The organism is Flavobacterium sp. P1_E4 (genome assembly GCF_056405915.1).
In genome coordinates, this window is record NZ_JBFUBE010000014.1 from 23,399 (window position 1) to 44,039 (window position 20,641).

A 20,641-nucleotide genomic window follows, 5' to 3' on the forward strand; every position below is an offset into this window, starting at 1 on the left:
GGCATTGGAATGGTAGGTCATTTTCGATATCCTATTTAAAGATGAAAATATTTTTCCTCAAAGAAAAATGAAAATTTACTTTCAAAAACCTGTTATTAAGTTGTTTATATTTGTAATAATTGTAAAAAACTGAAGATGAAACACTTTCTTAAAATCATATTGCTTTTTTGGATTATCGTAAGTTCAGCACAGGCAAAGTTGGAAATGACTCCAAAGGGTTTTCTACCTCTCGAAATGAATATACCCAATCAACCTATTCATCAGTTAATAGAACAATCTAAAGAATGGGCACGGTATTACAATGATAAAGGTGCTGATGTTTTTGATGTGACTGAAAATTCCTTAACCATCGAAGCTCGATATGAAAATGCTTATTACTACTGGAATTTAGCCGTAAAATATAATTTTGACATCAAATACAGTCTTAAAATTGTGTTTGGAGAAAATCAAAAATATACCCTTACGTTTATTGTAAAAGAAATTTATACCGATAAGGTCCTCCTGAAAACTACAGTAGCCGATTTTTTCACTTCTGAAGGTAAACTCAAGGAAGACTTCGAAGATGCAAAACCATCATTGGAAAAAACCGCTAATAGAATTGTAAATTCCTACATCACTTTTATAACCCCATAGTTTGTCTCTTTGCTTCTCCAACAACAAAAGCAACGGAATTGGCTATATTAAAACTTCTAATTAATGGAGACATAGGAATGGTCAGGTGATTTTCGAATAATGCTAAAACTTCGGCACTCAAACCAACACTTTCCTTACCAAAAACCAACCAGTCTCCATCTTGAAATTTTGCATCATAAATTGATTTTGAAGCATGGGAACTCATCAGGAAAACTCTAGATTGATCTGGAATTTGAGACACCCATTCGGCTACATTTTGGTATTCGGTGACATCAAGATGTACCCAATAATCAAGTCCGGAACGCTTTAGATTTTTATCATTAATAACAAACCCAAAAGGATGAATTAAGTGCAAACGGCTTTCAGTACCTACACAAAGACGGCCAATATTCCCAGTATTATTTGGTATTTCGGGTTCAACGAGAACGATGTTTAGCATATTTATTTGTTTAATCGTTTAATTGAAAATCTTCCACTTCCAAAACTTCACCAGCTTGTAAGTCATTCAAAAGTACGTTTCCTATTCGGACTCTTACCAATCTTAGGGTAGGAAAACCAACAGCTGCCGTCATTTTGCGTACTTGTCTAAACTTCCCTTCATTAACTGTGATAGAAGCCCAAGAAGTAGGACCATGACGTTCGTCCCGAATCTTTTTTCCTCTCGCACCAAAATTAGGAATTTCGTTTACAATAAAAGCTTCACAGGGTTTGGTTATATATTTTGCTCCATTAAAACCAATTTCGACACCTATTTTTAATTGTTCTATGGCTTCGAGAGTAATAATACCATCGACTTGCACATAATATTCTTTATCAACTTTTTTGCTTCGAATGGTTTCACTCATTTTCCCATCGGTTGTCAATAAAAGTAAACCTTCTGAATCTTCATCAAGCCTACCAATAGCCATTGTTCCTGCAGGAAAATCATGCAATTCACCCAAGAGCTTTTTCTTGCGCTTCAATTCGTAAATAAATTGGCTTAAATAACCGTAGGGCTTGTGAATGACGAAATGATGGTGGGACATTTTGGCTTTAATTTAAAAAGGCAAAGATAAATTTGTTAGCCCATTAATTAAAGTTATTTTCAAAACAATTAAATCCGCTACAAAACGCAAAAGCTTGTAGCGGATTTTTTTTTAAAATTTTATTATAGTTTTTTTTTGTTCAGTTCTAAAAAGAAACATTCAAACCTACATTAAACATCCATTGAAACTGATTGAATGATTGATTTTCTAATGGATTGATGTAATAATTCATTCCTGGTTCAATGAAAAATTTGGTCTTTTTAAAGAGTTCATACTGCAGAGTACTGCTTAATAAAGTCCCGTAAACATATTCATTTACATTTTTATTTTCGCCAATTGAGTTTCCATTCAAAGCAATATCATTAGAAATTAACTTCCCTACAAAACCACCAGTATTCATAGTAATATTGGCTTTCTTTTTACTCAAAACAGCATACGAAACCTCCAAAGGCATTTCGAAATACTTCAAATTTTGTGATACATCTCCTTTTTCAAGACCACTCTTTGCATTAGAATTAGAAGAAAATAAATATTCTCCGGTTTTTGAAATGGATACTAACTGATAATTGGTTGATGAATTAGGCACATAATTATCATTGGTAAGAGGTAGGGAACCTCCAGCAGTACCATACAACTTTTGTGTATCATAATACGAAACTCCAGCTATTTTTTGCCCCAATTCGTTAATTTTGAAACCAGAACTCACACCCCATTTTTTGTTCAGTTTATAATTCGTCTTCACGCCATAACCATTAGACTGTTTTGAGGTCACAGTATTTCCTAGCGCTTTTTCATTACTGTAATTTTGAGAACTCATAACTCCTGCAAAAACCTGAAGTGACCATTTATCAATGTTTTCTGAAACCGTTTTTTTCTTTGTTTTGTCTTTGTCCAATTGCACTAAAGCTTTTTCTAATTGTTCAACTTCTAATTTTATTTTGTTTGAAGAATCTTTTGGACTTGTGTTTTCTGTAATTTCTTCATTCCCGCTCGATCTAGTAACAATACTATTTTGATTACTTACTATAGATTTGCCATTAGAATTTGATTGGTTGACTTGAATTGATTTATCAATTATTATCTCTGATTTTGAAATGTTATTTTCTGAAATTCCTTTATTCTTATTCGCTTCCGAAACATTACTATTTTGATTACTAACTATAGCGTTTTTAACAGCATTTGATTGGTTTACTTGGACAGATTTGTCAACTATCAATTCTGATTTTGAAATGGTATGATCTGTAATACCTTTATTCTTGTTCGCTTCTGAAATATTACTGTTTTGATTGTTAACTAAAGCGTTTTTGCTTGAATTTGAATTACCATCTTGATCAGATTTATCAATTGATAATTCAGATTTAAGAAGAACCGAATTTGAATTGTGATTTAAAACTATCGCATTCGATTGTGATTCATTATTAGCAATTTGAATCTTCCCTTTCTTTCTCCACTGATTCAAATTATTAAATTTTGGAGAATCTTTTGTTTTAGAAGAAATACTCGAAACGGTTGTTGTCGCCACTTGATTATTATTTAAATCAACATTTTTAATTCCTTTACTATTGAACTTATCATTCCTATTTTTGACGGTATTGTCATTTAGAGTACTATTAATTTTCTCGTTTGAATCCTTTTGTAAAACAACTTCATTCGCATTATTCTCCACATTCAATTCAAGACCATTTCCACGATTGGCATCAAAATACAAAATAGTAGGAACAGTAAGTCCAACTACTAAACTAGCAGCAATCGACCACCAAATAATGGCGCGTTTCTTCTTTTTAGGTTCATCTAATTGCGCTTCAATTTTATCCCATAATTCGGGAGGTGGAATACTGGAGTAGTTTTCCAATGAAGAAAAAATAGATTTTGCTTCTTTATTTTTCATGCCTTGTTTCTATTTACTTTTGTGGTATTTTATTATGCTGTTTTACAATTCAATACAACCAAAATTCTTTTTTTCAAAATACTCTTGGCTCTATTCAGATTCGATTTTGATGTACCTTCTGAAATTTGAAGCAACTTTGCAATCTCTTTGTGCTTCATTTTTTCGAAAACAACCAAGTTGAAAACCATTCGGTATTGATCAGGTAATTCTTGAATGTATTCTAATAACTTTTCTTGTTCGATTGGAGCCAATTCTAATTCTTCTTCCTCAATTACATCAGTATCAAAAACATCCAAGAAGAGTACATCTTTTTTCTTTTTCTTTAGTGTTTCCAGTAATTTATTGATAAAAATCCGCTTGATCCAGCCTTCAAAACTTCCTTCAAATTTGTATTGTCCCATTTTTTGAAAAGCAATTACAAAAGCCTCCTGAAAAACATCTTTGGCATCATCTTCATTTCGCATGTATTTGAGACATAGCCCATATAAAACAGGAGAAAACAACTGATAAATTTTCAGCTGTGCTTCCCGGTCGTTTTCGACACATTTTTTTATAAATAGTTCTATGTTTTCTTTCAAGAAATAAGTTTTAAACTCGTTATTTTTTTCTTTTAGTTATATTAAAATTKGCATAAAMAATTGGATCATTGACTGTTTCCTTATTATTGTTCAAAAACAAATCATCATTACTATAACTTTCTAAAATATCTTCGACAAAAATAGGACTTACTTTTGTAGTATTATCCAATTTATCTTTGGTTGTTTTTATAGGAGTAAATTCTCCTTCATCTGTAAAAATAAAAATTTTCCAAGCCCAACTATCCATGATTTCTTTTCTTGAATTTGGATCAAAACCAGCATCATCATTAGCACATGAACAAAAAGTAAAAACTATAAGTATATTTAAAAAACCTTTTTTCATGATTTGTATGATAAAAAAATTATTTTGAACCATCCAAAACGGCAACTCTACTATATATATAATTCATAAACTTCACTAAATTTTCTTGACTTTGGTCTGTGCTGTTAAAATTCATGAAATCAATTTTGGTCACTACATCACCTTGATGATATTCAAGATAGCACCCTCCTCCATCTGCAATCATATCATCTTTATACTCTTTGGTTTGACCTTTAAGAGCTAAAACTTCTTGGGGAATATGAGACACAAAATTGGATAAATCTTCCTTGAAAATAAGTCCCTCAAAATTTCCAGATATAATATTATTTCCGGACAATCTAATTGTCTTTACAGCATCAATTCTGTAAGACGAAAAACAATTACTTGGACAATACAGACTGTAGCGACCAATTATTATATAATCTTTTATCTCTGCTACTTTCTTAAATAAAATAGGTTTGTTTGATTTTGGAAGTACAACATAGTCTGCTGGATAAGTTATAGCAGTAGTTACAACCTCATCCGCCTTTGGTTCTTTTTCAAAATACTCAACAACTATTTGGCAATCATCTTCGACTACTGATTGAACTTTTATGGCATATCCGCCAGTTGGTTTTGGTCCAGCATAAATTCCCAATATTCTTTTCTTAGTAAAATCAGGCAAGGCGACATCAAAAGTTTCACATGCTGTAAACAACTTTTGCATTTCTTCATTCGAATTCACAATTATAAAAGATGGTTGTTTTGGGTTTTCTTTCAAAACACCACAGTAACTAAAACTTTCATAGGCTACATTGGTAATACTACCACAATTCTGCACGTTATCGTCAGTAAAATCAGTACACGAATAAAAGCTTAGGGCAACAAATAAGATTGAAATTAAATTCTTCATAATTATATTAATTAGTTATATAGTAAAGATGGCTTTCTAATAAAAAGGTTGCGTTACGATGCTAAAAAAAATAAAATTGTTCGTTTAGTCTTAGATTTTTAATAATTCGTGAAATTTCATTTTTTAAAATTAAGTACTACGTATTAATGCGTACTTTTACTTTTTTTTTAAAATGAAACTCTATGTTAACAATTCTTCCTTTATTATTGGTCTTTATTATTGCTCTTGCAATTGGTATCTTTATTGGCAAACTCATTTTTTCGGCACGATTCCAGTCAGAAAAAGTAAGTTTGGAAGAGAAATTAATAGCTTTGAATTCACAATTCAACCAACAAAAAGAACAATTTTTAATCGATAAAAACACTTTCGAAAAACAACTCGAATTATCCAATTCTGAAAAGGAAAACATCCGAAACGAGAAAGACAGTCTCGCCATTCAACTTTCCAAAAAAGAAGTTGACTTTGAAAATCTTTGGGAGCGCAACAAAGAACAAAAAGAAGAAGTTGAGAAACTTCAAGAAAAATTCACTAAAGAATTTGAGAACCTTGCCAATAAAATATTAGACGAAAAATCAAATAAATTTACCGAGCAAAACAAAGAAAACATGAAAAATATCTTGACTCCGCTTCAAGATAAAATTCAGCTTTTCGAAAAGAAAGTCGAAGATACCCATAAAGAAAGTATTGACTATCACGCTGCTTTGCGCCAACAAATACTTGGCTTACGCGAAATGAATATTCAAATGAGCAAGGAAACCATCAACTTGACTAAAGCCTTGAAAGGTGACAGTAAAATGCAAGGAAACTGGGGTGAACTGGTTCTGGAGCGTGTACTTGAAAAATCAGGATTGGAAAAAGGACGTGAATACGAAGTCCAACAAAGCCATACCACAGAGGATGGGAATCGAGTGTTTCCAGACGTTGTCATCAATTTACCTGACGGAAAAAAGATGGTTGTCGATTCTAAAGTTTCTTTGACTGCCTACGAAAAATACATAAATGAAGATGATGATGAAGCGACAAAAAGCCGTTATTTAAAAGAGCATGTCAGTTCGATAAAACTTCACGTAGAACAGTTAGGAAATAAAAATTATCAGGATTTATACCAAATAGAAAGCCCAGATTTTGTTTTGTTATTCATACCAATGGAACCTGCATTTGCAATAGCGCTTAACGAAGACACTACCTTATACAATAAAGCATTCGAAAAAAATATCGTAATTGTTACCCCATCAACCCTATTAGCCACTTTACGCACCATAGACAGTATGTGGGCCAACCAAAAACAACAGGAAAATGCTTTTGAAATTGCACGACAAGCAGGTGCATTGTATGATAAATTTGAAGGTTTTGTTGCCGATTTAATCAAGATTGGAAAAAAAATTGACGAGAGCAAAGTAGAATACCAAGGTGCCATGAACAAACTCGTGGACGGAAAAGGAAACCTTATCACCAGCGTTGAAAAACTTAAAAAAATGGGTGCCAAAGCCAAAAAAGCACTTCCTGATAATATTTTGAAAAGAGCTGAAGCTGACGAAAATTCACTTTTAAATTAAAACAAAATGAAAAAAATCCTTGCCTTTATCATAGTCGCAATTACAGTTGGTTTTATAAGTTATTTTGCTTTTATCTATTACGTTCCTGTTAGTGAAGGGATTCGATCTGGAGAATTGATTCGACTGAGTCATAAAGGCATTGTCATAAAAACATGGGAAGGCGAATTGAGTCAAGGAATTTCTGGAGCTCAAATTTTCAAATTTTCTGTTTTAGATAGTGATAAAGAAGTGATTGAACAAATGAAGACTTTGCAGGGACATTATGTAAAACTTACTTATGTAGAAAAATACAGAACCTTTTTCTGGTGGGGAGAAACCAGATATTTTATCAAAACAATACAAAAAGAAAAATCCCCTTTTAACCAAAACTAAACCTATGGAGAAAATATACAAAACAGTTGCTTCATCTCATGTCAGTATTTCGGTATTAATGCTGCCTTCACATACCAATTTTAGTGGAAAAATTCACGGTGGTTATATTTTATCCCTTCTGGATCAAATAGCCTTTGCTTGTGGATCCAAATTTTCCGGAAATTATTGTGTCACAGCCTCAGTAGATACAGTCAATTTCTTGAAACCTATCGAAGTGGGTGAACTCGTAACAATGAAAGCCTCTGTTAATTATGTTGGGAAAAGTTCAATGATTGTGGGGATTCGAGTAGAAGCCGAGAACATTCAGACAGGTTATAAAAAACATTGTAATTCTTCCTATTTCACAATGGTTGCCAAAGACAATGAAGGTAATAGTATGGCAGTTCCAGGTTTAATTCTGTCGAATTTTGAAGACGTAAAACGCTTTTGCAATTCATTAAAACAAATCGCTTTAAAAAAAGAACGCGAGTTACACGAAGAAGAGTTCAATTACACTTCAAAAGAAACATTGGAAGGTCTAAAAAAATACAATATTCAGATTAATTTGGATTAGTTTTTTTCTTAAGACAATAAGTTACTAAGATTCTAAGTTTAAAACTGAAGTTATAAATAAAGTATCTCAAGAAAAAAACATATAACTTATACTCTTAATTACCAATATCAAAAGAATCAATCTTTTGATATTGGTTTTTTTTGGCGTAACTTTAAGAGTATTGTCGCAAAAAGAATCGTAACTTTAGATTAAACCTTTAATAGAAAGAATTATGAAAAAATTTACTCTATTAGTTCTGTTTTTTGTCTTATACCCGATTAGTGCCCAAGAAAAATTAAGCACCTCAAAATGCACAATTTACTTCGAAGCTTCTGTACCCTTATTTGAAGCCGTTGAAGCAAAAAATGAAGCCGTTGACTGTACACTAATTCCAGACAAAAGCCAAATTACCTTTACCGCTGTCATTAAAAATTTTCAATTCAAAAGAGATTTAATGAAAGAACATTTCAATAGCAATTACTTGGAAAGCGACCGTTATTCCAAAGCTATTTTTAAAGGGGTTATCGAAAAATTTGATTTGAAAATTGTAACCGAAACTGAAAAAGATTTTCAGATAAAAGGAAAACTAACGATTCATGGTCAAACCAGGTTGATTACTGTAAATGCTAAAATTAAAAAAGTAAATAATGGAATACAGATAAACTCTCATTTCACATTAAACACAGACGACTTCAATATCGAAATCCCAAGTATTGTCATTGCAAAAATCTCAAAAAGTGTAAATACTCAAATCGATTGTATTTTAAACTAAGCTTGTTTCAAACAATCTTTCAGTGCCTTTTTGAGGTTTTTGAACTGAAACCTAAAGCCCAGTTTTTTTATTTTATCCGAAGAGACTCTTCTTCCTGTCAAAATAATATCGGCTATTTCACCTATACCCATTCGGATTAAAAAAGCTGGAACATTCGGAAGCCACATTGAACTCCCAAGTGAATTTGCCAATTCTTTGGAGAAGGATAAATTTGTAGTACTATCATTGATGGTAGCATTATACGCCCCAGTTATTTTTTCGTTTTCAATTGCTTCGATATACATCGCACATAAATCGTGTATGTGAATCCAAGGCATATATTGCTTCCCGGATCCTAAAGCACTTCCTAGTCCTCGTTTAAAAATAGGGGCAAGTTTCTTTATTATTCCTTCATTTCTCCCCAAAACCATACCTGTGCGAATTTTTACGGTACGAATGTCCAAACCAGCCATCAAATCAGCTGCTTTTTCCCATTCTTGGCATACGACACCGATAAAGTCATTGGCAGGCATTGTGCTTTCCGTACAAATACCCTCACCATTAACAGCTCCATAAAAACCAATCCCCGAAGCCGAAACAAAGGCCTCAATTTTTTTATTGTGCTTTTTCAAAATGGAGTAAATCAATTCCGCTGATTGTACTCTACTATCCCTAATTTCTTCTTTTCTTTTGGCTGTCCATTTTTTTTCGACAATATTCTCTCCAGCCAAATGAATAATATAATCAGCATTGACTACAGCTGCCTCTTCCATTTTTTGACTTGAAACATCCCAAATATAATAGGTAATTCCATCAATATTGGGTTTACTGTTTCGTGAAAGTATCGAAACCGAATACCCCTTTTTCAACAATTCTGCTGTTAGATACTTTCCAATAAAACCGGTTCCACCTGTTATTAAAACATTCTTTTTCATTACTTTATAAATTAGGGGCAATCAATTATAGCTATACAAATATAAGTTAATGTTTTGTTTAGCATTATTAATAATAAGTTAAACATTATTACCTTTATAAACTAATAAAACCTGAAAACATGGCAACTAAAAAAATAATATTATCCAAAGACCTCATTGTATCAATGTATATGAACTATACTCTAGAACATAATGAAAAACCGAAGTCTGTATTTCATTTTTCTAAAGTAAATGGTTTTACAGAAGCCGAATTCTATACCTTTTTTGGCACACTGGAAAGTATCGAAAAGGAAATATTCAATATCTTTTTTGACAAAACAATCGAGCTATTACAAAAAGATGATAATTACGAAAGTTACGATATGAAAACCAAACTCTTGAGTTTTTATTTTACTTTCTTCGAATTAATTACTGCCAATAGAAGTTATGTAGTGATGACTTTGGAACAGCATCAAAATCAACTGAAAAACCTATTGCTTTTATCAGAGTTTAGAAATAAATTCAAAGACTACATCTCCGAAATAATCACAGATGATTTCCGCATTAAGATTGAAAAACTACAGCAATACCAAGAAAAAGTATTAACAGAATCATTTTGGATTCAATTTCTATTAACCTTAAAATTTTGGATGGAAGACTCATCCCCTTCTTTTGAAAAAACGGATATCTACATTGAAAAATCGGTTAAAGTTTCTTTTGAATTAATAGACATTACACCCATTGATAGCTTAATTGATTTTGGAAAATTTATTTTCAAAGAAAAAATAAACAACAAATAATGAAAACGATAGACTACATCCCAACTTCCAAAATCGAAAGAGCTTCAAAACTAGTACAAACCGGCGCCAAAGTAGGTGTGAATTATTTGAAATATTATGGCGAAAAAATGATCAATTCTGATTTGACTCGGGACAAACTCAACGAAAATAATGCCGAAGATATTTACGATGGTTTGAAGAGTCTAAAAGGAAGCGCGCTCAAAGTTGCTCAAATGCTGAGTATGGACAAAAGTTTTCTGCCACAGGCTTATGTAGAAAAATTTTCATTGTCTCAATTTTCAGTACCGCCACTTTCGGCTCCATTGGTTTTGAAAACCTTTAAAACCAACCTAGGAAAAACACCTTATGAAATTTTTGACGAATTCAATCCTAATTCGGTCAATGCGGCAAGTATTGGTCAAGTGCATATTGCTAAAAAAAACGGTAAAAAATTGGCCGTAAAAATTCAATATCCAGGTGTTGCTAATAGCATTTCTTCAGATTTGGCCTTGGTAAAACCCATTGCTATCCGAATGTTCAATCTTCAAGGCAAAGACTCCGATAAATATTTCAAAGAAGTTGAAGACAAATTGATTGAGGAAACCAATTATCTTCTTGAACTCAAACAAAGTCAAGAAGTGGTAGCTGCCTGCAAAAAAATAGAGCATTTACTTTTCCCCGAATATTATCCCGAGTTCTCGTCCGAGAAAATTATTACAATGGACTGGATGACAGGAATTCATCTTTCTGAATTTACTTCCAAAAACGAAAATCACGAATTAGGAAACCAACTCGGACAAGCTTTATGGGATTTTTACATGTATCAAATTCATATTTTGAGAAAAGTACATGCCGACCCGCATCCTGGAAATTTTTTGGTAAACGACAACAATCAATTGGTCGCTTTAGATTTTGGTTGTATGAAGAAAATTCCCAATGACTTTTACATTCCGTATTTTGAATTGGTAAACCCGAAAATACTCAACAATCCACAATTATTTAATGAGAAACTTTTTGAACTGGAAATTCTAAGAATGGATGATTCTCCTGAAGAGATTCTTTATTTCACTCAAATGTTTTACGACTTACTGTCGCTTTTCACCCAACCTTTTCAAGGAGAAGTCTTTGATTTTTCGGATGCGGAATTTTTCGGAAATATTGCACAACTCGGAGAACGATTTTCAAAAGACACCAACTTAAAAAAAATGAATGGTAACCGTGGTTCCAAACATTTTATCTATATGAACAGAACCTTTTTTGGGCTTTACAATCTATTGTTTGATTTGAAAGCCAAAATTGTGGTGAACCAGTATAAAAAATACGAGTAGAATATTGAAAACAGAACTGACAGATCTAGAAACTGACCGAATCATAGAAATGGCTTGGGAAGACCGAACTACTTTTGATGCAATTTTTATACAATTTGGTATAAAAGAACAAGAGGTTATCAACCTTATGCGAATCGAAATGAAGCCATCCAGTTTCAAAATGTGGCGCGAACGAGTGCAAGGCAGAAAGACAAAACATGAGAAATTAAGAAACTTCGATGAAGGCCGATTTAAATGTTCAAGACAAAGACACATTAATAGCAATAAAATATCAAAAAGATAATTTTTAGAAAAAATATGCGAAACATACTAATCATTGGCGGAAGCAAAGGAATTGGAAGTGCTATCCTATTGCAACAATTGGAAAACAATAAAGTGTACAACATCAGCAGGTCAACTCCTGATGTAGCACATCCTAATTTAATTCATTACCCCATTTCAATTCTTGAAGATGATTTACCCGAGATTGAAGCCGTAGATGTTTTAATTTATTGCCCTGGTTCGATTACATTAAAACCTATTTTGAGTTTGAATCTGGACGATTTTAGAAATGATTTTGAAATCAATGTAATTGGAGCTGTAAAAGCGATTCAGAAATATTTGCCTGCCCTAAAAAAAGGAAATAATCCGTCTATTGTATTGTTCAGCACTGTTGCCGCCAAATTGGGAATGCCATTTCACGCCAGTATCGCTACCGCAAAAGCAGGAATTGAAGGATTGGTAAAATCCCTTGGTGCGGAATTGGCTTCGGTCGTTCGCGTAAATGCTATTGCCCCTACTATTACCGAAACTTCCCTATCAGCTAATATTCTTAGGAACGACCGCATGAAAGAAAATATGATGGAACGCCACCCTATGAAAAATTATCTAAAACCTAGTGAAGTAGCCGAAATGGCGAATTACTTAATATCAGAAAATGCAAAATCCCTTTCCGGACAAGTTTTTGAAATGGATTATGGAATCGTAAGTTTTAAAATTTAATAAAAAAAACAGCAAAAAAAGATGATAAAAGAAATGAGAAGTTACGAGAAAATCGAACAATATGATACCGAAATAACAGAACTACTAGCCCAAAACTACAAAAAAATTATTGGTGATTTAGGCGAAGATGTAACAAGAGAAGGACTCGAAAAAACTCCCGAAAGAGTAGCAAAAGCAATGCAATATTTAACACACGGTTACGAATTAGATCCGTTAAAAATATTAAAATCGGCATTATTTACCGAAGACCACCAACAAATGATTGTTGTCAAAGACATAGAAGTATATTCGATGTGCGAACACCACATGCTACCCTTTTTTGGCAAAGCACATATCGCTTACATTCCAAACGGAAAAATTGTTGGTTTAAGTAAAATTCCCAGAATTGTTGATGCTTTTGCTAGAAGAATGCAAGTACAAGAGCGATTGACCGACCAGATAAAAAATTGCATACAAGAAGCATTGAATCCGCTTGGTGTAGCTGTTGTCATCGAAGCACAACATATGTGTATGCAAATGCGGGGAATTCAAAAACAAAATTCGGTAACAACAACTTCTTCCTTTACAGGTGCGTTCGAAAAAGATAAAACCAGAAAAGAATTTATAAGTCTCGTCTCAAACAAATTGAGCTAATTTGTAGAACAGGGGCAACATAACCAAATATCATGCGTCCCAAATTTATTTTCCAAATAATAAGCTAGAAGGCAAATTCCTAACTATAATAAAAACAAAACCAGTAAAAAGCAGAATATCGACAACGAATTTTACTCTTAATTCGAAAAAAGCGTATTTTTTTTTAGAAGACATTATTAAACGTAAAGTTCTAAATAAAATTAACATCACTAAACCATGAAAATTCTTTTAACAGGCGCAACAGGATATGTAGGCAAACGGCTTTTATCTATTTTTGTAGAGCAAGGCCATGATGTTATTTGCTGTGTCCGTGATAAACAGCGTTTTTTTTGCCCAAAAGAATTTGAAAAAAACATACAAATTATTGAAGTTGATTTCTTAAAAAAAGAAACTTTAGAAAACATCCCCAAAGATATCGATGCCGCTTATTATTTAATCCATTCCATGTCGGGTTCCGCTAATAATTATGATGAATTGGAACATATTTCGGCTTTAAATTTTGTAGAACATATCAATCTGACGAATGCCAAACAAGTCATTTATTTAAGTGGAATTGTCAATGACCAATCACTTTCCAAACACCTATCCTCACGAAAAGCCGTAGAAGAGGTTTTGAACACTGGAACTTTTGCTACGACTACATTGAGAGCAGGAATCATAGTAGGTTCCGGTAGTGCATCCTTTGAAATCATTCGGGATTTAGTTCAAAAATTGCCCATAATGGTTACACCAAAATGGCTCAATACCAAATGCCAACCCATTGCTATTGGTGATGTTTTGGATTTTTTGACAAAATCGCTTTTAAATCAATCAACATACAATCAAAGTTTTGACATCGGTGGCCCCGATATCCTTACTTACAAAGAAATGCTTTTAGGGTTTGCCAAAGCAATTCACCTCAAAAGATACATTTACACCGTGCCAGTAATGACACCCAAATTATCCTCCTATTGGTTGTACTTTGTAACCTCAACCTCCTATAAATTAGCAACGGCGTTGGTGAGCAGTATGAAAGTCGAAGTCATTTGCCGAGACAACAGCATCAATTCAATTTTGAATATTAAACCTATGACTTATGAACTTGCATTGTCCAAAGCCTTAGTGAAAATTGACAATGACGCTATTGCTTCTAGTTGGAAAGATGCCATGATTAGCGGTCAATTTGTAGGCAACGTAAGCGATTATCTAAAAGTTCCCAAGAAAGACTGCTTTATTGACCGAAGAAAAATGGAAATTCAAAACCGAGCTTTTACCATTAACCAAATTTGGTCTATTGGCGGTGAAACCGGCTGGTATTACGGTGATTGGATGTGGGAGTTACGTGGATTTATCGACAAACTTTTTGGAGGAGTAGGTTCGAGAAGAGGACGCACTAACAAACACGAAATTCATGCTGGTGATGCATTAGATTTTTGGCGGGTTTTGTATGCCAACAAAGACGAAGGTAAACTCATTCTCTATGCCGAAATGAAACTACCGGGCGAAGCCTGGCTCGAATTTAAAATCATCAACAACACTTTGTATCAATCGGCAACTTTTAGACCCCAAGGCATTTGGGGGAAACTGTATTGGTATTCAGTTTTACCTTTTCACGGGTTTATTTTTAATGGAATGCTTCAAAAGTTGATTCACTAATTTTCTGATTTGATTCAAAAAAAACATCTATTTCAAAACCATTTGGAGGTGCCACCATTATGCAAAGGAGGCTACTTATAGCACCGCCTAACCGCCCCATTTCCATACTGCTGTCGGGCTATTCATGCTCCTTTGGTAGCTTATTTCAAATGAAATTCACTGAACTCCTATAGAAATAAATTCCTAGTGAAGTAATCCCTCACCCAAAACAACTTCAAGAAAAACGACATGAAATGATTTTCAAAAAAAGAAAATATATTTAAATTGAACAATTGCGACATACTTTTGAAAAGTAATTACTTATAAAAAAGAAATAAAAATACACTTAATCGATTTTTATTGTACTTTAGCACATATAATTTAAAATTATGTTGATAGCCTTATATTTCATGTTCACTTATTTGATAGCATTAGGAATTGCTAATACTAAAGCTAAAAAAGAATATGGTTGGAATAAACAACTATTGATAACAATTGTTGTTTTTCCGGTGGCCATTCCATTTATAATAATGATGGAAATCCATGCTTTTCTAAATAAAAAATGTACATTTTAGTAGCCTGAATCCATCCTTCAACAGATCACTTCAAAATACCCGTTTTATAAGCAGCAATAGCTCTATCTCTAGCAAAGGCATGTTCTACCATTGGTTGCCCATACCCCAAATCAAATTCCAGAATCCATTTGCGGATATAGATTCCTTTTTCATCAAACTTTTTGAGCTGAATATCAGGATTAAAAACTCTAAAATAGGGTACCGCATCACAACCTGTTCCTGCCGCCCATTGCCAATTGCCAACATTAGCAGACAAATCATAATCCAATAACTTTTCAGCAAAATAAGCTTCGCCCCATTGCCAATTGATCAATAAATGTTTGCATAGAAAACTTGCCACCACCATACGCACTCTATTGTGCATATATCCAGTTTCATTGAGCTGACGCATTCCTGCATCGACCATAGGATAACCAGTAGTTCCAGTACACCAGCGTTTGAAATCTTCCTCATTGTTGCGCCACTGAATTCCATCATATGCCGATTTGAAATTATGGCTGACTACTTTAGGAAAGCTGAATAGGATTTGCATAAAGAATTCCCGCCATATTAATTCGCTCAAAAAAATATCGTTTTTGCGAGCCGCCCAATTTACCAATTTTCGGATGCTTACTGTTCCAAAACGCAAATGGGGAGAAAGATACGAAGTGCTGTCCATCGCTGGAAAATCGCGAGTTTCATGGTAGTTTGCAATCTCCGTGAGGTTATAAGGAATTACTTTTATATCATTTTCCTCGAAACCTATTTCTTGTAAAGATGGGAATTCAAAAAGGTCTTTGTGAAAATTGAATAAGTAATTTTGTGTAACATACTCCTGAAGCGGTGCTATGGATCTGTATTTATCCAACCATTTATTTTTGTATGGTGTGTAAATGGTATATGGCAATCCATCGGATTTTGTGATTTCGTTTTCTTCAAAAATGACTTGATCTTTGAAGGAAAAACAAAGAGCATTATTTTCTTTTGCCAATGCTGAAATGGTTAAATCTCTCTTAATAGCGTAGGGTTCGTAATCTTTATTGAAGTAAACTTCCGAAATGGTAAACTCTTGAAAAAGGGATTTCCAAACTTCAGTTGTTGTTCCTTTTTTTATTAAAATTGAACTCCCGACAGCATTCAGTTTTACATTTATTTTACTGAGCGATTCGTGTATAAAACTAACTCGTGCATCGTTATTTGGCAAGCTATTTAAAATATCCGTGTCGAAAATAAACAAGGGAATAACAGGGAATTTGGATTGTAAAGCATTATACAATGCCACATTATCTTCCAGTCGCAAATCGCGTCGAAACCAGAAAATAGATACTTTTTGTTTTGTCATTTTTTTTTAGCGGCTAAGATTCTACTGAATTAAAAATCTGATCGACTTTTACACAACGGTAATCAAATATTTCCTTCAGCTGTTTTTTGACGATCAAAGTATTCACTATTCGTCCCAAAAAACCTAAAGGCAATGCGTAATGTACCACGTCAGTCATTTTTACACCATTTGGAGTTGCTTCAAAAAAATGTTTGTGATGCCAAAAACTGTAAGGCCCAAAACGTTGGTCGTCGATAAAATAGACTTTGTCTTTGACTTGGGTAATTTCGGTGACCCAATTTAATTTTAATCCCAAAAAAGGTGAAATTTTGTATTGAATAATTTGCCCTGCATACATCGGTTTACTATCAAAATCGGTGATTTCGAATCCCATCGTTTTTGGGGTTATTTTTTGCAAATTTCCAGGACTGGAGAAAAAAGCCCAACATTCCTCAAGCGAAGCATTGATATGTTGAACAGTTTCTTTTTTATATACTTTCATTTTTTCTATCAATTATTTTCATCAAAATTAAACTCATCAACAACATTGTAAAAGCATAAGCCACATCCTCTAAAGGAATAGTTCCTAAGCGAATACCTAAATTCTCATTATCATTATAAAAAACAACTGGCTCCTCGATAAAACTACCTGTAAGAATTCCGTTTACGAGTAAAAATGGAATTAAAATAATTAGAAAAGTAATAAAATAGGTGTTGAGAATTTGCTTGACTTTAAAAACAGCAATTGTTATAACAATCACAAACAAACTAAGATCAATAAAAGTGTACCATTTATTAAAATTAAAAACAATTACAGGTATAGTAATCAGCAACAAAACAGAATAAATCTTTTTTACGGTGGTGTCACTTAAGGCAACATTGGGCAAAAAATACTGAAAAGAAAAATGGATAAATATACTGGCATACGGAATGCAAATAAAAAAAAGCCATTCTTCTATAGGCAAACCAAAAAAATCTATTCCAGAATGGTATCTTGGATTGAAACTCCAAACTCCTATTTTAGTAAAAATAATATCCCAAATAATAAAAAATAGCGCCGTAATAATCAAAGAAGGAAAAATGACTCTCCATCGTTTTATATATTGCATTCTCTTTTCGAAACTATACAGAAACGGAATCAAGAAGGAAGCAATATTCAAAAAAAGATATAATGACATATTAGATTTTATAATATTTAAAAGGCACAAATAACATTCCGAAACACTCACCATGCTCTTTTCCCAAATGTTTATGATGTACTTTGTGAGCCTTACGCAAACCAACTAAATATTTGTTTTTAGTGTTTTTGAACCATGTGAAACGTTGATGAATCAATACGTCGTGAATCATAAAATAGCAAAAACCATAAGTGGTAATGCCTAGTGCAATAAAAAACAAATAATTCATTCCGCCTTGCACTCCAAAATAAAAAAGAACAATGCTTGGAGTGGCAAAAATAACGAAGAATATGTCGTTACGCTCGAATGTATGTGCGTATTTGGGTTGGTGATGATCGGCATGAAAATACCACATGAGCCCATGCATAATGTATTTATGCGTGAGCCATGTGACACATTCCATGAATAAAAAAACGCCTAAAAAAATCATGAAGGAAATCATATTCGCTTTATTAAATTAAAAATTCATCCATTTTTTCATCCCAATTTCAGTTTGTAAGTTACGAACGACTGGGCCAACAATCCTGCTTTGGAATAATTGGAAACCCGAATTCTTGTATTTCCAATTTCATTACAAGGTGTGTGTGCCAGTTTTTTGAGCAGCTTTTTGTAATAAACATAAGCTGTGTAAACACCAAATTTTGCTTCCAAAGGTAATTTTATGATTCCTTGATAAGCAATTCTAAAATCTTCCTCGATTTCCTCGATTATTGCTTTTTTTGACTTTTCATCAAAAGATTTCAAATCGACTCCAGGAAAATAATTACGGTTCAACAGTAAATTATCATCTTTTAAATCACGAAGAAAATTTACTTTTTGGAAAGCAGATCCCAATCGCATAGCTTGGTCTTTTAGCTGATTGTATTTGACTTCATCACCTTTGACGAAGACTTTCAGACACATCAATCCTACTACATCTGCAGAGCCGTAAATATATTCATTGTATTCCTCTTTGCTTTGATAATCAGACTTAATTAAATCGAGTTTCATGCTTTTGAGGAACGATTGAATCATTTCATCAGTAATATTATAATCCTTTACTGTTTGCTGAAAGGAATTCAAAATCGGATTCAAACTGATGCCCGATTTCATGGCTTTGTAATACTCGGTTTCAAAGTCATTGATTAGATCTTCTTTGTCATAACCGTGAAAAGAATCTACAATTTCATCAGCAAAACGTACAAATCCATATATACTATAAATGGCATTGCGAATACTGGGTGCCAACATATAAACCGCCATAGAAAACGAAGTACTGTAATTCTTGGTTACCAATTTACTGCACTTAAAGGACACATCATCAAATAATTGTTTCATGACTATTGATTTAAAAGTTGTTTTACTATTAATTCAGATACTAATTTTCCAGAAATTAATGCGGGAGGAACGCCAGGCCCAGGAACAGTTAATTGTCCCGTAAAATATAAGTTTTTCACTTTGGAGCTTTTGAGTTTTGGTCTCAAAAAAGCAGTTTGCAAAAGTGTATTTGCCATTCCGTAAGCATTTCCCTTATATGAATTGTACTCCGAAACGAAGTCATTTTTACAGAAAGATTGTTTGAATATGATATTCTTTTTTACCGTTTGTTGGGTTATAATTTCGAAACGTTCAATTATTTTATCGAAATATTCATCTCTTAAGACTTCGGTATCTTCGATTCCAGGAGCTAGAGGAACCAGAAAAAAACCGGATTCCATACCTTCTGGCGCAGCGGTTTCATCTGTCAATGATGGGAAATTGGCGTAAAATAAAGGTTCTTTTGGCCATTGTGGTTCGTCATAAATAGCTGCGGCATGCTGTTCAAAATCAACATCAAAGAACAAAGCGTGATGCGAAATATTCTTTATTTTTTTATTAAAACCCACATAAAACAATAAAGAAGATGGTGCAAAAACTCGGCTATCCCAATACGCTTTCGAATAGGCACGATGCTCCACATTCAATAAGGTTTCGGTATGATGATAATCAGCTCCACTCAAAATGATATTGGACGGAATCATTTTTCCATTGACCACAATTGAACGAGCTATTTTATTTTCGACATTTATTTTTTCAATATTTGCATTGGTTACAAAGGTTACACCCAATTCTCTAGCCAGACTTTCTATTGCCCGAACTACGTCAAACATACCAGTTTTAGGATGCCAAGTTCCCAAACCAAAGTCTGCATAATTCATAAAACTATAAAAAGAAGGCGTATTGGAAGGTTTGGCACCGAGAAACAAAACAGGAAATTCAAGAATATGAATCAATCGCTTGTTTTTGAATTTCTTTCTAATGTCTTTACTAATGTTACTAAAAAATTGATCTATTTTCTTAGCAGTTTCAATAGTTACCAATTCCAAAGGAGAAACACCAGGACGATACACTAATTCTTTGATAGCGATATCATAATTATTTTTGGCTTCATACATGAACTCCTTTAACACTTGACCGCTTCCTTTTTCAATAGCTTCAAAATCTGCCACAATTTGAGGTAAATTATCAGCAATGGCAATAAAATCATCAATATCAAAATAAACTCTGTACGCTGGGGAAAGCTTTATTAGTTCATAATAATCAGTTGTTTTTTTGCCAAAATCAGCAAAAAAACGTTCAAAAACGTCAGGCATCCAATACCAGCTGGGCCCCATATCAAAGGTAAAACCTTCAGCTTTCAATTGGCGAGCCCTACCGCCTATTGAAGCATTTTTTTCATAGATTGTTACTCTATGCCCACTTTGTGCCAAATAGCATGCTGCAGACATTGCTGAAAATCCAGAACCTATTATTGAGATTGATTTTTTCATT

General features: G+C 33.3%; 25 protein-coding genes. 12 read left to right on the plus strand and 13 right to left on the minus strand.

Features of this window, described 5'->3' with window-relative positions; translation table 11 throughout:
• The first annotated feature begins 135 nt into the window (after positions 1–135).
• Positions 136–633 (plus strand): hypothetical protein, encoded by a 498-nt coding sequence (locus AC1DY0_RS13250; RefSeq protein ID WP_477189068.1) that lies wholly within the window; start codon positions 136–138, stop codon positions 631–633.
• On the opposite strand, the gene AC1DY0_RS13255 is transcribed toward AC1DY0_RS13250, so the two are convergent.
• From AC1DY0_RS13255 to AC1DY0_RS13280, 6 genes are all read right to left on the minus strand, one after another.
• Positions 620–1,072: a tRNA (cytidine(34)-2'-O)-methyltransferase gene (locus AC1DY0_RS13255; protein WP_477189069.1), complete on the minus strand. Its 453-nt coding sequence runs from the start codon at positions 1,070–1,072 to the stop codon at positions 620–622. The two genes, AC1DY0_RS13250 and AC1DY0_RS13255, sit on opposite strands and share 14 nt — an antisense overlap.
• Before the next feature lie 10 nt (positions 1,073–1,082).
• Complete coding sequence (locus tag AC1DY0_RS13260; protein ID WP_477189070.1) at positions 1,083–1,658, minus strand: pseudouridine synthase; 576 nt, start codon at positions 1,656–1,658, stop codon at positions 1,083–1,085.
• A gap of 145 nt (positions 1,659–1,803) precedes the next feature.
• Entirely contained in the window at positions 1,804–3,546 is a 1,743-nt protein-coding gene (locus AC1DY0_RS13265) for a hypothetical protein (RefSeq protein ID WP_477189071.1), read from the minus strand.
• A 32-nt stretch (positions 3,547–3,578) separates the two neighbouring features.
• Positions 3,579–4,124: an RNA polymerase sigma factor gene (locus AC1DY0_RS13270; protein ID WP_477189072.1), complete on the minus strand. Its 546-nt coding sequence runs from the start codon at positions 4,122–4,124 to the stop codon at positions 3,579–3,581.
• A 19-nt stretch (positions 4,125–4,143) separates the two neighbouring features.
• Positions 4,144–4,467: a hypothetical protein gene (locus AC1DY0_RS13275; RefSeq protein ID WP_477189073.1), complete on the minus strand. Its 324-nt coding sequence runs from the start codon at positions 4,465–4,467 to the stop codon at positions 4,144–4,146.
• A gap of 19 nt (positions 4,468–4,486) precedes the next feature.
• Positions 4,487–5,338 carry a protease complex subunit PrcB family protein gene (locus AC1DY0_RS13280; RefSeq protein WP_477189074.1) on the minus strand — a complete coding sequence of 284 codons (852 nt, stop codon included), beginning with the start codon at positions 5,336–5,338 and terminating at the stop codon, positions 4,487–4,489.
• Positions 5,339–5,520: 182 nt separating this feature from the next.
• Between AC1DY0_RS13280 and AC1DY0_RS13285 the strand changes: the two genes are divergently transcribed.
• From AC1DY0_RS13285 to AC1DY0_RS13300, 4 genes are all read left to right on the plus strand, one after another.
• Complete coding sequence (locus AC1DY0_RS13285; RefSeq protein WP_477189075.1) at positions 5,521–6,894, plus strand: DNA recombination protein RmuC; 1,374 nt, start codon at positions 5,521–5,523, stop codon at positions 6,892–6,894.
• A 6-nt stretch (positions 6,895–6,900) separates the two neighbouring features.
• Positions 6,901–7,266 (plus strand): 6-phosphogluconate dehydrogenase, encoded by a 366-nt coding sequence (locus AC1DY0_RS13290; protein ID WP_477189076.1) that lies wholly within the window; start codon positions 6,901–6,903, stop codon positions 7,264–7,266.
• A 4-nt stretch (positions 7,267–7,270) separates the two neighbouring features.
• A complete protein-coding gene (locus AC1DY0_RS13295) occupies positions 7,271–7,819 on the plus strand; it encodes an acyl-CoA thioesterase (protein WP_477189077.1) in 549 nt (182 codons plus the stop codon).
• A gap of 211 nt (positions 7,820–8,030) precedes the next feature.
• Positions 8,031–8,570, plus strand: coding sequence for a YceI family protein (locus AC1DY0_RS13300; RefSeq protein ID WP_477189078.1), 540 nt, complete (start codon positions 8,031–8,033; stop codon positions 8,568–8,570).
• Here the strand turns inward: AC1DY0_RS13300 and AC1DY0_RS13305 are convergent.
• Complete coding sequence (locus tag AC1DY0_RS13305) at positions 8,567–9,484, minus strand: TIGR01777 family oxidoreductase (RefSeq protein ID WP_477189079.1); 918 nt, start codon at positions 9,482–9,484, stop codon at positions 8,567–8,569. The genes AC1DY0_RS13300 and AC1DY0_RS13305 overlap by 4 nt on opposite strands.
• A gap of 119 nt (positions 9,485–9,603) precedes the next feature.
• Between AC1DY0_RS13305 and AC1DY0_RS13310 the strand changes: the two genes are divergently transcribed.
• From AC1DY0_RS13310 to AC1DY0_RS13340, 7 genes are all read left to right on the plus strand, one after another.
• A complete protein-coding gene (locus tag AC1DY0_RS13310) occupies positions 9,604–10,263 on the plus strand; it encodes a TetR family transcriptional regulator C-terminal domain-containing protein (RefSeq protein ID WP_477189080.1) in 660 nt (219 codons plus the stop codon).
• Positions 10,263–11,570, plus strand: coding sequence for an ABC1 kinase family protein (locus tag AC1DY0_RS13315; RefSeq protein ID WP_477189081.1), 1,308 nt, complete (start codon positions 10,263–10,265; stop codon positions 11,568–11,570). Before AC1DY0_RS13310 ends, AC1DY0_RS13315 begins: the two co-directional genes overlap by 1 nt.
• A gap of 4 nt (positions 11,571–11,574) precedes the next feature.
• On the plus strand, positions 11,575–11,853 hold the full coding sequence (locus tag AC1DY0_RS13320; protein WP_477189082.1) for a TIGR03643 family protein: 279 nt from the start codon (positions 11,575–11,577) through the stop codon (positions 11,851–11,853).
• 14 nt (positions 11,854–11,867) lie between these two features.
• Positions 11,868–12,551 (plus strand): SDR family NAD(P)-dependent oxidoreductase, encoded by a 684-nt coding sequence (locus AC1DY0_RS13325; RefSeq protein ID WP_477189083.1) that lies wholly within the window; start codon positions 11,868–11,870, stop codon positions 12,549–12,551.
• 21 nt (positions 12,552–12,572) lie between these two features.
• On the plus strand, positions 12,573–13,184 hold the full coding sequence (folE, locus tag AC1DY0_RS13330; protein WP_477189084.1) for a GTP cyclohydrolase I FolE: 612 nt from the start codon (positions 12,573–12,575) through the stop codon (positions 13,182–13,184).
• Positions 13,185–13,400: 216 nt separating this feature from the next.
• Positions 13,401–14,819 (plus strand): SDR family oxidoreductase, encoded by a 1,419-nt coding sequence (locus AC1DY0_RS13335; RefSeq protein ID WP_477189085.1) that lies wholly within the window; start codon positions 13,401–13,403, stop codon positions 14,817–14,819.
• Between the two features lie 368 nt (positions 14,820–15,187).
• Complete coding sequence (locus AC1DY0_RS13340; protein ID WP_477189086.1) at positions 15,188–15,373, plus strand: hypothetical protein; 186 nt, start codon at positions 15,188–15,190, stop codon at positions 15,371–15,373.
• 25 nt (positions 15,374–15,398) lie between these two features.
• On the opposite strand, the gene AC1DY0_RS13345 is transcribed toward AC1DY0_RS13340, so the two are convergent.
• Genes AC1DY0_RS13345 through AC1DY0_RS13370 form a run of 6 tightly spaced genes read right to left on the minus strand, consistent with a single transcriptional unit; the run spans position 15,399 to position 20,640 of the window.
• Entirely contained in the window at positions 15,399–16,694 is a 1,296-nt protein-coding gene (locus tag AC1DY0_RS13345; protein ID WP_477189087.1) for a cryptochrome/photolyase family protein, read from the minus strand.
• A gap of 13 nt (positions 16,695–16,707) precedes the next feature.
• Positions 16,708–17,175, minus strand: coding sequence for an SRPBCC family protein (locus AC1DY0_RS13350; RefSeq protein WP_477189088.1), 468 nt, complete (start codon positions 17,173–17,175; stop codon positions 16,708–16,710).
• Positions 17,162–17,851: a lycopene cyclase domain-containing protein gene (locus AC1DY0_RS13355; RefSeq protein WP_477189089.1), complete on the minus strand. Its 690-nt coding sequence runs from the start codon at positions 17,849–17,851 to the stop codon at positions 17,162–17,164. The genes AC1DY0_RS13350 and AC1DY0_RS13355 overlap by 14 nt, the downstream gene beginning before the upstream one ends.
• Position 17,852: 1 nt before the next feature.
• Positions 17,853–18,293 (minus strand): sterol desaturase family protein, encoded by a 441-nt coding sequence (locus AC1DY0_RS13360; protein ID WP_477189090.1) that lies wholly within the window; start codon positions 18,291–18,293, stop codon positions 17,853–17,855.
• A gap of 35 nt (positions 18,294–18,328) precedes the next feature.
• Positions 18,329–19,168, minus strand: a complete 840-nt coding sequence (locus tag AC1DY0_RS13365) for a phytoene/squalene synthase family protein (protein ID WP_477189091.1) — start codon at positions 19,166–19,168, stop codon at positions 18,329–18,331.
• A gap of 2 nt (positions 19,169–19,170) precedes the next feature.
• Positions 19,171–20,640: a phytoene desaturase family protein gene (locus AC1DY0_RS13370; RefSeq protein WP_477189092.1), complete on the minus strand. Its 1,470-nt coding sequence runs from the start codon at positions 20,638–20,640 to the stop codon at positions 19,171–19,173.
• Position 20,641 lies beyond the last annotated feature (1 nt).

Coding starts and splice junctions, on each gene's coding strand:
- AC1DY0_RS13300 (WP_477189078.1), top strand. CDS start 8,031: ATGAAAAAATTTACTCTATTAGTTCTGTTTTTTGTCTTATACCCGATT.
- AC1DY0_RS13370 (WP_477189092.1), bottom strand. CDS start 20,640: ATGAAAAAATCAATCTCAATAATAGGTTCTGGATTTTCAGCAATGTCT.
- AC1DY0_RS13280 (WP_477189074.1), bottom strand. CDS start 5,338: ATGAAGAATTTAATTTCAATCTTATTTGTTGCCCTAAGCTTTTATTCG.
- AC1DY0_RS13260 (WP_477189070.1), bottom strand. CDS start 1,658: ATGTCCCACCATCATTTCGTCATTCACAAGCCCTACGGTTATTTAAGC.
- AC1DY0_RS13325 (WP_477189083.1), top strand. CDS start 11,868: ATGCGAAACATACTAATCATTGGCGGAAGCAAAGGAATTGGAAGTGCT.
- AC1DY0_RS13345 (WP_477189087.1), bottom strand. CDS start 16,694: ATGACAAAACAAAAAGTATCTATTTTCTGGTTTCGACGCGATTTGCGA.
- AC1DY0_RS13255 (WP_477189069.1), bottom strand. CDS start 1,072: ATGCTAAACATCGTTCTCGTTGAACCCGAAATACCAAATAATACTGGG.
- AC1DY0_RS13340 (WP_477189086.1), top strand. CDS start 15,188: ATGTTGATAGCCTTATATTTCATGTTCACTTATTTGATAGCATTAGGA.
- AC1DY0_RS13290 (WP_477189076.1), top strand. CDS start 6,901: ATGAAAAAAATCCTTGCCTTTATCATAGTCGCAATTACAGTTGGTTTT.
- AC1DY0_RS13355 (WP_477189089.1), bottom strand. CDS start 17,851: ATGTCATTATATCTTTTTTTGAATATTGCTTCCTTCTTGATTCCGTTT.
- AC1DY0_RS13360 (WP_477189090.1), bottom strand. CDS start 18,293: ATGATTTCCTTCATGATTTTTTTAGGCGTTTTTTTATTCATGGAATGT.
- AC1DY0_RS13295 (WP_477189077.1), top strand. CDS start 7,271: ATGGAGAAAATATACAAAACAGTTGCTTCATCTCATGTCAGTATTTCG.
- folE (WP_477189084.1), top strand. CDS start 12,573: ATGATAAAAGAAATGAGAAGTTACGAGAAAATCGAACAATATGATACC.
- AC1DY0_RS13365 (WP_477189091.1), bottom strand. CDS start 19,168: ATGAAACAATTATTTGATGATGTGTCCTTTAAGTGCAGTAAATTGGTA.
- AC1DY0_RS13350 (WP_477189088.1), bottom strand. CDS start 17,175: ATGAAAGTATATAAAAAAGAAACTGTTCAACATATCAATGCTTCGCTT.
- AC1DY0_RS13310 (WP_477189080.1), top strand. CDS start 9,604: ATGGCAACTAAAAAAATAATATTATCCAAAGACCTCATTGTATCAATG.
- AC1DY0_RS13250 (WP_477189068.1), top strand. CDS start 136: ATGAAACACTTTCTTAAAATCATATTGCTTTTTTGGATTATCGTAAGT.
- AC1DY0_RS13335 (WP_477189085.1), top strand. CDS start 13,401: ATGAAAATTCTTTTAACAGGCGCAACAGGATATGTAGGCAAACGGCTT.
- AC1DY0_RS13285 (WP_477189075.1), top strand. CDS start 5,521: ATGTTAACAATTCTTCCTTTATTATTGGTCTTTATTATTGCTCTTGCA.
- AC1DY0_RS13315 (WP_477189081.1), top strand. CDS start 10,263: ATGAAAACGATAGACTACATCCCAACTTCCAAAATCGAAAGAGCTTCA.
- AC1DY0_RS13305 (WP_477189079.1), bottom strand. CDS start 9,484: ATGAAAAAGAATGTTTTAATAACAGGTGGAACCGGTTTTATTGGAAAG.
- AC1DY0_RS13265 (WP_477189071.1), bottom strand. CDS start 3,546: ATGAAAAATAAAGAAGCAAAATCTATTTTTTCTTCATTGGAAAACTAC.